The following is an 11,128-nucleotide window of genomic DNA, read 5'->3' as shown; positions in this document are numbered from 1 at the left end:
CTGAACAAAAAATTTAGCGTAAAGGCAATGCCCTCACGCTAATAAAGTTGTTTGAAAAGTAGCAGACATCTCCGTAGAGGCGTAAATTTGGCAAGTAGACGCTGAAATAAACCGAGAATTTTTGCCCAAATGCCATGCCCCTACAGGCACTTGATATTAGTTAGACTGCACTACTTGTACTCCTATCGCTGAGACTTGTGAATTGGAGTACCACAAGGGTAGGTGGCAATAGGCTCACGCTTTTCGGAGGTTGGTGTACTTGCAACGGACGACACAAGCTCCCGGTCTGCCTGTTGCGCGGTTATGTAATCTTGCCGCAGTTGCTCCAACAGCTCTTCACGGCGATCATAGAGCCGCTTCAGCGGACGGGGAGGACACTGGTTGGTCACATAAGCAGTCAGAATCGGCAGTGCGATCGTGCTGTCGGTGTAGCAGACCACGGTGCTGGGTAGCTCATCGGGGTCAATTTTGCCCCAACTTACCGCCTCGGTAGGCGTTGCACCAGAAAGCCCACCCGTATCAGGACGAGCATCGGTAATCTGAATGAAGTAGTCATGACCGCGCTCTTCCAGACCCAACACCTCATGAATTTGGGGCTGGGTTTGCAGCAGGAAGTTTTTGGGGCTACCACCACCAATGATCACCGCAGCGCTCTTGCCCTCTACACCGGGAAGGTCTGAATTACGAGCACCATAGGCGATCGCCGCTGTCTCATTCACATCGAGCGAGGGGTCAAGCACCAGCTTCGATCCTTCCAATGCCAGTGCAGCTACATTCATTCCAATCGAACTGTCTCCAGGCGAAGAGGTGTAAATCGGTACGCCACATTCGTAAGCAGTTGAGAGCAGGCAGGGATGCTGCACGCCGCGTCTTTTCTCAACTTCACTCACGTATTTACCCAAAAGATAATGAAACTCAGCAGTTCCCATACGTTTCTGAAAGGGTTCAGAACGCAACAACTCACGGATGAAGGCATCGGTTTCTAGCAGCACATCATAGTCAAATACGATGTCATAAATCCGAATCCGGCCTTCCTGGCGGAGCTTCACATCATCCACGAAGGGGTTGCTAGCAAATAGGTCTAGCCCCAAACCGTAATGCATATCGTGATACAGATTTGCCCCGGTGCTGATGATGTAATCAATCATGCCGTTGCGAATCAGCGGTGCCAAAACCGATACGCCAAATCCGGCAGGGGTCATCGCGCCTGATAGGGTCAGCCCAACCGTGACGCCTTCACGCATCACTTCACGGCTAAGCAAGTGACAAATTTCTCTCAAACGCGCAGAGTTGTAGGCAGTGAAGTAGCTGTCGATCAAATCGACCACGCTAATTTCTTTGGGCATCGGAGCAGGTGCGATCTTGTGGCTGAGCGATTTAGACATTGGTACACTCCCAATTGTTAAGCATCAAGTGTGAAACGGTGAGGGTGCGCCTTTGGAGGATGAACCGCGTCTCTGCAAACTGCGGACTTGGGTTAAGTCAAAATTCAGCCTGATCTTGCAGGAGTTTACTGCCTGGACATGTTGCTCACACCAAGCTAGGAATCTAACCTGCAAGAAGTCTGAATGAGTTTTGATGAGTACACGAATGCGATCGCCCCTACTGCTTCAACCCGCGATAGGGCTGAAACTCCGGCAGCAACCATAGCATTCCCAACAATCGCCCTAGCTCAAAGCCTTAGCAATCACCAACTCAAAGCAGGAATAGACATTTCCTGCCTCAAGCTCAAAACTGAATTAACCCAAATTCTTCAAATCTACAGATATCCTGATCGACCCAGTTTGCGAATATGCCAGAGACGGCGCTATATCGTCATGGCTTGTGCAGACATGCACTCCGCAAACCTCTAGTTACAGGTCGATCAGCTTATACTGGGCCCCTCACAGCGGTCTGCCCAAGAGAGAGCTGGGTCACATCGCCGTCTCCGCTTTAGTTTCATTTCTAGATACCACAGGGGCATCCATGGATCCCCGGTGAAAGCAAGGAGTTTCAACGCTCTGTGCAACCTTTCTCAATAAAAGATGACTCTACTTTAACACTTATAGGCCCTCGCGCTATCCCATCAAAGGGGTACTTGGAAGTGCATAAAAGTCTTACCTAGACAAGTTGCTGTAGCATGAATCTAACCAAGCTTTTTTCCCAAGCTTATTTACTATGATCTTTGCTCGGCTCTTGTAAGGTTCAGTCTAGTAAATCCTGATTCAGGAGCTACTCACTTATGCCAGATTACATCTCCTCATCCACACTGAGCTGTGTGCCAAGCTCGACTCAAACTCAAGAGTCAACCTGGCAAACCTTTGAAGGCATCTTGCAACGACTTCACCAAGAAGGAATTTATATTGATGCTGAGCAACTCGCAGTTTTTTTCCTCTCTCACGGTTTACCGGTGCATTTGCGCTATGTACCCGATCGCCTAAAGCAAAGGGCGATCGCGATCAACCAAAATTACCAGGGCGACATGGCGCAACTCGTTGACGAAGTAGAATTTCACACACAAGATTGATGGAAACTAACGCTCCCGATCTCGATCAAAGCCTGGCAGCAGAAACCGCACCCGACCAGTCATCTGACCAGCCCCCCACAGAACTGACGGCTGAGCAATATCAGCGCAAGATGCAGCGACGCAAACAGGTTCAGGAGCAGCGGTTAGCCGACAAAACAAACCAGAAAGGTCTGGTCATTGTGCATACGGGCAACGGCAAAGGCAAGACAACGGCTGCCCTGGGAATGGTGTTGCGATCGCTAGGACACGGCTATCGAGTGGCGATCGTCCAGTTCATCAAAGGAGCCTGGGAGCCTGCTGAAAAAGCAGTCCTTGCCCCCTGGACAGAGCCAAAAGACGGCAGTTTACCTCAGCTAGAATTTCATGCAATGGGAGAAGGGTTTACCTGGGAAACCCAAGACCGCCAGCGAGATATCGAAAAAGCCCAGGCTGCATGGCAAAAAGCCCTGTCATTCATCCATAACTCAGACTTTAGAACCGTACTGTTAGACGAAGTAAACATTGCTCTCAAGCTGGGCTACTTGCAAGTTGAACAAGTATTGACAGGTCTAGAGCAAAAGCCTGAAAACTCTCATGTCATCCTAACTGGACGAGGCGCACCCCCAGCGTTAATTGAACGGGCTGACCTAGTTACTGAGATGACGCTCATCAAGCATCCCTTCAAAGAGCAAGGCGTTAAAGCACAAGCTGGAATTGAGTTCTAGCTCAAGGAGCAGGATTCTTACTCATCATCTGGCTAGGGCTACATATCTTAGTAAAGTTCTCTGCACCTTATAGAACTGAAGTGTAATTCTTATTTGAAGACTCAGTGCTGGTACTGGGCAGTACCAAACAAGAGCGGATAGCCTAGCTTTAACCGAGCTTAAAAACTTTTTGCGAACACCAGGAAGCCCAGGGTGTGCAGCCATCTCTGCAATGCAGAGTAATTTGTGCTGCTTTGAAATCTATCTGCATCATTTCTTTGCACATGAGCAGGGCAAAATCAGTATGTATAGAAAGAGACTCAGCATTCGGACTCGTTCACTTTTTGTGACGACTTCTCTTATCCTGACCCTAGTTTGGCTGCTTGGAGTATTTGCTTCAGCAGTGCTAGCAGCCCAAGAATATGTTCCTCCTGACGTTGGGCTGCCAGACCGTCGAGAATCAGGCGGCGCTCGCTTCTTGATAGAGCGTCAACCCGCCGATTTCTTGCAAGGCACTTCAGAAAGCTTCTACTAATCTGGATCTTGAGTATCGCCACGAACAGATTGAATCAACGGTATCGCTTCGGGTAACTGGCTGTAGCCTAGCCAAAGGGTACTACCCCCCAAAATCGTAATTGCCCCAATCAACAAACCAGTCAGCAACTTAACTTGAGAACGAAGCAGCTTGACTTCCTGTCTACGAGTCTCGGCATCTAGCAAAACAGCTTTAACATCTACAACTTCAGCTTCTAGCTTTTTAACGGCATTGGTTGGCGATCGCCGAAATGAAGCCTTTGAATATAGCCATTTCGTGATCAATTCAGGACAGTTTTTCTTAATCCAACGCATTGCAAAGAATCTGAATGCTGGCTTGGACATTGTTGAAATCCGCCTCATCAAGCCATTCAGAGAACGAGAGCGAAATTTTTGGTTGATCAAGTTTGCTGAACCCACGTCATAAAGACAGCTCAGAATTGCCTTAATCGTTACATCCTCTCGTCGAATCAGGTTATCCAACAACAGCAACACATCGCGCATCCGCTCTGCCTGCAAACGCTCTTCTTCTGCAGATGGCATATTCCGTATCGTGTTTTGGCGAGGAGGGCGCATGAGAAAGCTTTAGAGGCAGTAATTCTATTATTGATTGGGCATAAAGAAAGATGAAACCCACTTTCAGACAGAGATAACGATGTAACTAAGCTTACGTCTTCTAGCAAATTGTACTGCTGCAGAATGCAGCCTCTTAATTAGCGTCTTAATCGCAAACGGTGATTTTTAAACTTCTACTTGTGTTGCTAACTCTTAGTCACTCCCTAAGTTCACACTTTGGAAGACTTTGAGGGGTTTGCAAGCTCCTCAAAATATTTTTTTGGGGCTTTAGAGTACGCCCTAAGCCCCTTATAAACTCCTTATTGGCTTGACAAGCCGTTTACCCTGCTGGGTTAAATTCCATTGTTCACCTCAATGCCAGGTAGGCTGTTGAGTTGAGCGTCGGTGAGCGGATTGCCGCCAAAGTTGCCATACATCCGAGCTAACACACCTGTAAAGGCAGCATTATAATCGAGCGCAACTTCGTTAGAAATGTAATCGGTGCGGGCATCGGTGTAAGCATTGTCATTGGGGGCAGACGGACCACCTACCAGTGCACCATAAAGAATGTTGCGGTTGGCAGTAGGGTCACTGATGTTGGTTGTGCCAGAGGCTCCACGATGATGAGGATTCTTGGGTGACTTGTCCCCAAACCCAACCATGTAGCTCATTTTGTTGGGGTTAACGCCCAAAATGTAATCGACCTGGTCTTCTGTGAAGTTAGAATAGCGCCCTCCTCCGTTGTTGACCGTATCGCTGTAAATTCCTGATAGGAAAGCAGTATTAGCGCTGTAGCGCAGGGAACCCCACTGGTCAAGCCATGCCATGCCGCCTTCTGTATGTTTGACGCTGCCGGTTTTGCTGCTCCAGTTGTTGAGCCAGCCTTCTACATCGTTGCGGTATTTAACATTGCCTGTTTCCTGAGCCAGCAGAATGGCTGCACCGTGAGATTTGTTGTCCCAGTTGTGGGTCCAGCCTGCATTCACGCCCTGATAGTAGCTTTCAGCTTTGTTGAGGTAGTTTTTGTCGCCTGTAGCTTTGTAAAGCCAGGTCGCGCCCCAAACCAGTTCGTCGTTGTAACCGCTCCAGGAGTTATAGTAATTCGCGGCATCAGGAATGGAGTCAGAATATTTGCCCCGATAGGTGTCTGCGAACTGGAATAGCTGAACGGCGTTTTTAAGCAGGCGATCGGCGTAGGCAGGGTCAGATGAGCGGAAGACGATAGAGGCTGAGGCGAGGGCAGCAGCAGCTTCACCCGCTAGATCAGAACCGGGATTTTGGCGATCGATTTTATAGGCAGGGCGTTGCATTGTCATGTTTTCAGCAGATCCCCAATAGGCATGATCGAGGTCACCTCGTCCGACTTGTCCCCAAAATGCTTTAGTGCCGTTGCTGTCGGTGACGTGTGCTTTGAGGATGTAGTCTGTCCCCCAACGGATAGAATCGAGTGCCTCATCAAGCTGCCCGCTTTTTTGGTAAGCCTCGCGGTATTCAATCACACCCCAACTGAGCAGCGTCATTGAACCCGCCATGGGGAAGCCAAATTTGACGTGATCGCCTGCATCATAGTAACCACCCGTGAGATCAACGCCGACATCAGCTCCGTCTTTGAGTCCAGAGTTGCCACGCCATTCAATTCGATTGTCACCAGGAAGCGCTCCAGAGCGCTGAGCTTCGTAAAACAGCAGAGATTTTTGCAGTGCTTCTCCGTAGTTGGGGGCTCCGGAGGTGGGTGGGGGAAGAGGGGCGGGAGTCGGGGTGGGAGCCGGAGTCGGGGTGGGAACTGTGGATACGTCGTCGTTGAGGAGAGTGGCGATCGCCTGTCCATCTCGAATCGTAGCTTTTGTGGAGCTAGCCAGGTTGAGCTTAAAGGTTTCGTTTGCCTCGACCGTATTGTCGCCCTTGATAGTGACAGCAATCTTTTTGGAAGTTTCACCAGGCGCGAAAGTCAGGGTGCCAGAAGTAGCACCGTAATCAGAACCAGAGCTAGCAGTTCCATTGGCGGTGGAGTAATTGACCGACACAGAACTGGTGCTGGCTTGAGAGAGCTTAACGGTGAATGCGGCGTTGGTGTTGGTATTGAGAGTGCCTTCTTTAATGGAAAAGTCGTCAACCGAGAGCGTAGGTAGGGCGATCGGAGCAGGTGCAGGGGTAGGTGTCGGGGCTGGGATAGGGGTAGGTGTGGGTGTAGGCGTTGACGAACCCAACGATTGCCCATTCAAAATGTAATTACTTGGCTTAATGGTCGTTCCACTTGACTTATTGCCATTAAATCCAAAGGAAATATTTTGACCTGGGGAAATGCTGCCATTCCAGCTAACATTTCGGATCACATACCGATTTCCCGTCTTGCTGACGATTTCAGCATTCCAAATATTGGTAATTTCAAAAGGAGCCTCAAATTCTAGTGTCCATTGTTTTAGAGAACTGGTGCCACCGTTCGTGATGGACATTCCCCCAGTGAAGCCGCTACCCCAGTCATTGTTTACGGAAAAGGCGACAGTATTCATTCGTTGTCAATTTCCTTCTGTGAGTAAACAGCAAAAGCTTGGCTATTTTTTTGCTCAAAAAAAATAGTAGGTACTTCATTTCTGCGAGAGAAAATAGAAGCACCTACTGTGTTAATCGCTTTGTATATTTCGGGACTAAATCTGTTTAAAGATTGTTCCCAGTTCCTTAAAGATTAGTCTTTTAGTTCATCTCAAGCAAGGGTTTTAGGAGTAATAAACAGCTTAAAGAACCGGAATCATCAGATGTAAGCTACTTCATCGAATTTGAGGAACAGCATTTTTCCTCACTGCCACTCGTGCACTTATAAATGCCTCCTTTTCGAGCGGGCTGTTCTCGATTCGCGGAACAGCAATCGCTGAAATCTGCGGCTAATTTATCCAGCTCTTCTAGCGCAAACTCGTAGCGATCGGGAAGGCTATAGGGTTTGCCGTTTTGGTCTTTGACGGCAATGTTTAATCTCATAAAAAATCTCCTGCTCTGCTTAAAATGCCTACAATTTCGTATCCCACTAAGGATCACAGAGTAATAGCATCGCAATTGTTTATAGGAGTGAAGCTAGTAGTTGGCAGGTCTTGTGGTGCAATCCATCGTCCTGGCTTTGCCAAATTTGTCAGAATAGTGAGTCAGTGGCATCCAGGTAAAATAGGGCTGCATGGAAATTCTCTCGGTTACATTAAAAAACTTTAAGTCGCACAGCGATCGCCACTTCCAGTTTCAGCCTGGCACCAATGCCATTTGTGGCGAAAACGGGGCGGGGAAAACGAGCATTTTAGAGGCGATCGCCTGGACGCTGTTTAACTACAAGGGTTCGTACAAGAATGAAGACCTGATTCGCAATGGGGCAAATAGTGCTCAAGCGACAGTTGCTTTTGTGTCGAGCCGCGACACCCGCACCTACGAAGTGCAGCGCTGCACGACTAAGGGCTACACCTTGTACGACCCGCAACTGGGTCAGCGGCTCGACTACAAGCATATCGAAGAGGAAGTGATGCCCTGGATGCGACAGCATTTGGGAGTCGCTCCAGGAACCGATTTGGGGCGACTGTTTGCCAATACGATTGGCGTACCTCAAGGAACTTTCACGGCAGACTTTTTGCAAACAGCGGAAAAACGCAAGCCGATTTTTGACGCAATCCTCAAAGTGGAGGAATATCGGCAGACTAATCAGCAAATGCTGTCGCTGGAAAAGTACGGCAAAGCAGAAGTTGAGCGGTTGGAGGGGGCGATCGCCCAGTACGAAGACTCACTCAAAGACTGGGAAGCTTTGCGGCAGAGGCGACAGGAACTCAACCAGGAAATTTCTGCGGCAGAGGCAGCTCTTGAGCAATTGCAGACAGATCTGACAAAGCTGCAAGTTGAGAAGGACGCTTTGGCAGCCCAGGCGCGACAAGTGCAGCAGCTAGAAGCCCAGTTGCACAAGCTAGACGCGCAGCTTGAAAGTAAGCAGCAAGCAAACTGGCTATTGCAGCAGTCTGTCGAGCGATCGCAGCAAGCAGTCCAGACCTGTGAATTGAGTCGCGAGGGCTACCAGGTATTTCTGCAAGCTGAGACAGCCCTGAGAGAATTGGATCAGCAGGGGCGAAACCGTCAGAATTTAATCAAACAGCGGGATGCTCAGCAAAAGATGCTGCTCGATCAGCAAACGGAGTTAACTCGACTCACCGTACAGCTCGAAAATTTAAAGCAGGCTGAACTGGAAGCTGAACAGCTACAGCCGTTAATCCAACAGCAGCTTGACCTGGAGCAACAGCAAACCACAACCGTTGAACTACTCCAGCGGCTTCAAGCTTCTGAAACGGAAGCTAAAAACCTGACGAAGCAGTGGACAAAAATCCAATCCAGCCTGGAGCGGCTGACCCAAGAGATTGTTCAGATTCAGGCGCTAGAAACGGCGCTCAGGCAAATTCCAGAACTGGAGCAGCGGCGCGATCGCCTTCAGGAGAGACTCAGCCGCATTGCTGCTGCAAAACAGTTTGAAGCAGACTTGCGGCAGTTAATAACAGTGGGGACAGAGAAGGGCGATCGTCACCAGCTTCAGGCAGAAGAAGCATTGTCTACACTGGCGCAAATGCAGCAGATAGTACCGCTGTTGGCAACAGCTTCTGTGGATGCAGCTCTAGATGCAATTCGGGCAGGAGTTGAGCTAAACGACGAACTGTTGGATGCGCTGCAACGCATTTTGGCAGATCTGGAACAGCAAACTTCTTTGCCGCAGCTTGAGCAGCAGCTACGCGATGTGAGAAAGCAGCTCGATGAGGTTTACAGACGGCAAGCAGAGTTTGCCACGTTAGAAGCTCGTTTGGCGCAGCAGAGTCAATGGCAGGAGGAAGCTGAGCAAGTTCACAGCCGCATCAGCCAGCTTCAAACTCAACTGACAGCAGAACCAGCTTTAAAGCAACAGCGATCGCAGCTTGCAGCCAAGTTGGAGCAGTTGGGCGATCCGCGTGGACGCAGTCAGCTTCTCGCCCGACAGCTTCAGCAGCAGTCCCAGATTCAATCTGCCTTTGCTCAGCTTCAACAGGCACAGGCAGGCATTCAACAAAAAATTGCCGATTTAGAGGTGACTATCAACCAGTTTGCTGAGCTAGATGAGCAGCTAGATCAGCAAAAACAGTTGCGTCAAACCCATCAACCTGCTTACCTGACCTATCTCCAGCACCAAAAAGATGCTGAAACTCTGCCAGCTTTGCAAGCTGAACTGGAGGGGGCGATCGCCCAACTGCAAACGTTAGAAACCGAGCAGGTTGCCCTCAAAACTAACTACGATCAGACCATTCAAACCTACGATCCAGAACAGTGGCAGCAGGTTGAAGCCGTTTACAACACGACTCGCAGTCAGGCTGACCAAATCATGGGTGGACTGCCTCAGCAGCGCAAACTGTTGGACGAGCTAGATCACCAACTGACTACACTTCGGGCGTTAGCCGAAAAGCGCGATCGCGCCCAAATTGATTTGAAACAGCGAGAGCGAATTCGCCGCTTTATCACCTTTGCCCGCAAAGTTTACAAAGAAGCTGGGCCGCGCATTACCGAACGCTACGTGCAAAGCGTTTCCCAGGAAGCCGACAAGCTGTTTCGGGAATTGATGAACCGCCAAAACTTAGCACTGGAGTGGACGCGAGACTACGAAATCATGGTGCAGGAAGGCGCATTTTCTCGTCGCTTTATCAATCTCTCTGGAGGTGAGCAGATGTGTGCTGCGCTGGCAGTGCGTCTGGCATTATTGCGAGTCCTAGCAGACATCGATATCGCCTTTTTTGACGAACCCACAACCAACATGGATCGTCCTCGGAGAGCAAGTTTGGCAGAGGCGATCGCCAATATCAAAACTTTTCGACAGCTTTTTGTCATTAGCCACGACGACACCTTTGAGCAAGTCACCGAAAACGTCATCCTGGTCGAGCGAGAATAATTGTCGTCTTAGAGCAGGAAGAGCGCACCCTGCAGTGCCGGGTGCGCTCTTCCTAATTTTTAAACGGGAGTCCAGTTTCCCTAACTCCCGTTTGCCGAAGGGGCAGAATCTTGTCTGCCTGGTAGATGCAAGCTCGTTACAACCGCCACCTCATGCTTAGGTTCTTTACTGCAGGTCGGCTTGGCAGGTTGCTAAAATTCGCTCGTCATTTTCGCTCATTTGCTCAATCTGGTGATAGCCCTCTAAACCGACGGGGGCGATCGCATTTCCCGTCGTCGCGACTGATGAATTCTCGTTCAGTGCCACAACGTAGGGATGAGCTGTTTGTTCGTAGCTGTTAATTACAGTTAACTCTAGCTGATTCCTGCCAAACTGACCATTAAAACAGTCAAAGGAGGAATAGGGCATATAAAACGCACCCTCAACCTGGCTGTCGTTTACCTCAAAAACCATGTAAGCAGCACCCACCTGATCGGGTTCTGGAGACTGACCAAATAGGTAAACTCCATCTGGTAAAGCGCGAAGACTTCCAACATCGGCTGCTGCAGTAGCGACTGAGACGCGGCCCTCGCGGGCAGTTTTTGGAGCCTCTGTTGCCACTACAGCACCAGAACTACTAACTGCCAATCCGAGAGCGAGAAACAACCCAGCTAACGGCTGATTGATAACGTGTGTGAGAGTACGCAACGGCGAGAATGCGCGAAGAGATGAATTAAACACCGTAGTTTCCTCCCAAAAAAACTAAAAATCGAAGATCAGGCTGTTGTCAAATTTACTGGAGAAGCTATGTACAGCTATTCAACTAAGGAAAGACTTTGAACAACCGTTGGATAACCGTTAGGATGATTTGGCTTCCTGAGAACAAAGCTCTTGGTGCATAGCTGCAACCGTTACATTGAGCTACAACGGCAAATTTCTTGATTCCAG

10 protein-coding genes are annotated in these 11,128 nt (G+C 49.3%); 5 read left to right on the top strand and 5 right to left on the bottom strand.

What is annotated here, in order from left to right:
• Positions 1-182: 182 nt before the first annotated feature.
• A complete protein-coding gene (gene speY / locus H6F88_RS28485) occupies positions 183-1,385 on the bottom strand; it encodes a deoxyhypusine synthase (RefSeq protein ID WP_190646184.1) in 1,203 nt (400 codons plus the stop codon).
• 183 nt (positions 1,386-1,568) lie between these two features.
• Between speY and H6F88_RS28480 the strand changes: the two genes are divergently transcribed.
• The 4 genes from H6F88_RS28480 (at position 1,569) to H6F88_RS28465 (ending at position 3,724) form a co-directional block, all read left to right on the top strand.
• Complete coding sequence (locus tag H6F88_RS28480) at positions 1,569-1,853, top strand: hypothetical protein (RefSeq protein WP_190646183.1); 285 nt, start codon at positions 1,569-1,571, stop codon at positions 1,851-1,853.
• Positions 1,854-2,221: 368 nt separating this feature from the next.
• Positions 2,222-2,506 (top strand): hypothetical protein, encoded by a 285-nt coding sequence (locus H6F88_RS28475; protein WP_190646182.1) that lies wholly within the window; start codon positions 2,222-2,224, stop codon positions 2,504-2,506.
• Positions 2,506-3,210, top strand: coding sequence for a cob(I)yrinic acid a,c-diamide adenosyltransferase (gene cobO / locus H6F88_RS28470; protein ID WP_190646181.1), 705 nt, complete (start codon positions 2,506-2,508; stop codon positions 3,208-3,210). The genes H6F88_RS28475 and cobO overlap by 1 nt, the downstream gene beginning before the upstream one ends.
• Before the next feature lie 325 nt (positions 3,211-3,535).
• Positions 3,536-3,724: a hypothetical protein gene (locus H6F88_RS28465; RefSeq protein WP_190646180.1), complete on the top strand. Its 189-nt coding sequence runs from the start codon at positions 3,536-3,538 to the stop codon at positions 3,722-3,724.
• Here H6F88_RS28465 and H6F88_RS28460 read toward each other — a convergent pair.
• From H6F88_RS28460 to H6F88_RS28450, 3 genes are all read right to left on the bottom strand, one after another.
• On the bottom strand, positions 3,721-4,266 hold the full coding sequence (locus tag H6F88_RS28460; protein ID WP_190646179.1) for a hypothetical protein: 546 nt from the start codon (positions 4,264-4,266) through the stop codon (positions 3,721-3,723). The two genes, H6F88_RS28465 and H6F88_RS28460, sit on opposite strands and share 4 nt — an antisense overlap.
• 365 nt (positions 4,267-4,631) lie before the next feature.
• Positions 4,632-6,788, bottom strand: coding sequence for a glycoside hydrolase family 9 protein (locus tag H6F88_RS28455; protein WP_190646178.1), 2,157 nt, complete (start codon positions 6,786-6,788; stop codon positions 4,632-4,634).
• 250 nt (positions 6,789-7,038) lie between these two features.
• Positions 7,039-7,251, bottom strand: coding sequence for a hypothetical protein (locus tag H6F88_RS28450; RefSeq protein WP_190646177.1), 213 nt, complete (start codon positions 7,249-7,251; stop codon positions 7,039-7,041).
• Positions 7,252-7,441: 190 nt separating this feature from the next.
• Here H6F88_RS28450 and H6F88_RS28445 point away from each other — a divergent pair, with 190 nt between their 5' ends.
• Entirely contained in the window at positions 7,442-10,201 is a 2,760-nt protein-coding gene (locus H6F88_RS28445; protein ID WP_190646176.1) for an SMC family ATPase, read from the top strand.
• Positions 10,202-10,366: 165 nt separating this feature from the next.
• Here the strand turns inward: H6F88_RS28445 and H6F88_RS28440 are convergent, their stop codons facing one another.
• Entirely contained in the window at positions 10,367-10,921 is a 555-nt protein-coding gene (locus H6F88_RS28440) for a hypothetical protein (protein ID WP_190646175.1), read from the bottom strand.
• Positions 10,922-11,128 lie beyond the last annotated feature (207 nt).

The organism is Oculatella sp. FACHB-28 (assembly GCF_014696015.1).
GTDB lineage: Bacteria > Cyanobacteriota > Cyanobacteriia > Elainellales > Elainellaceae > JAAUTN01.
The sequence above is the reverse complement of the archived record's forward strand: the minus strand, read 5'-3'. Positions and strand labels throughout refer to the sequence as shown.

What these genes read in the sequence shown, in the direction of transcription:
- speY (WP_190646184.1), bottom strand. Translation starts at nt 1,385, where the DNA reads ATGTCTAAATCGCTCAGCCACAAGATCGCACCTGCTCCGATGCCCAAA.
- H6F88_RS28480 (WP_190646183.1), top strand. Translation starts at nt 1,569, where the DNA reads ATGAGTTTTGATGAGTACACGAATGCGATCGCCCCTACTGCTTCAACC.
- H6F88_RS28475 (WP_190646182.1), top strand. Translation starts at nt 2,222, where the DNA reads ATGCCAGATTACATCTCCTCATCCACACTGAGCTGTGTGCCAAGCTCG.
- cobO (WP_190646181.1), top strand. Translation starts at nt 2,506, where the DNA reads ATGGAAACTAACGCTCCCGATCTCGATCAAAGCCTGGCAGCAGAAACC.
- H6F88_RS28460 (WP_190646179.1), bottom strand. Translation starts at nt 4,266, where the DNA reads ATGCCATCTGCAGAAGAAGAGCGTTTGCAGGCAGAGCGGATGCGCGAT.
- H6F88_RS28455 (WP_190646178.1), bottom strand. Translation starts at nt 6,788, where the DNA reads ATGAATACTGTCGCCTTTTCCGTAAACAATGACTGGGGTAGCGGCTTC.
- H6F88_RS28450 (WP_190646177.1), bottom strand. Translation starts at nt 7,251, where the DNA reads ATGAGATTAAACATTGCCGTCAAAGACCAAAACGGCAAACCCTATAGC.
- H6F88_RS28445 (WP_190646176.1), top strand. Translation starts at nt 7,442, where the DNA reads ATGGAAATTCTCTCGGTTACATTAAAAAACTTTAAGTCGCACAGCGAT.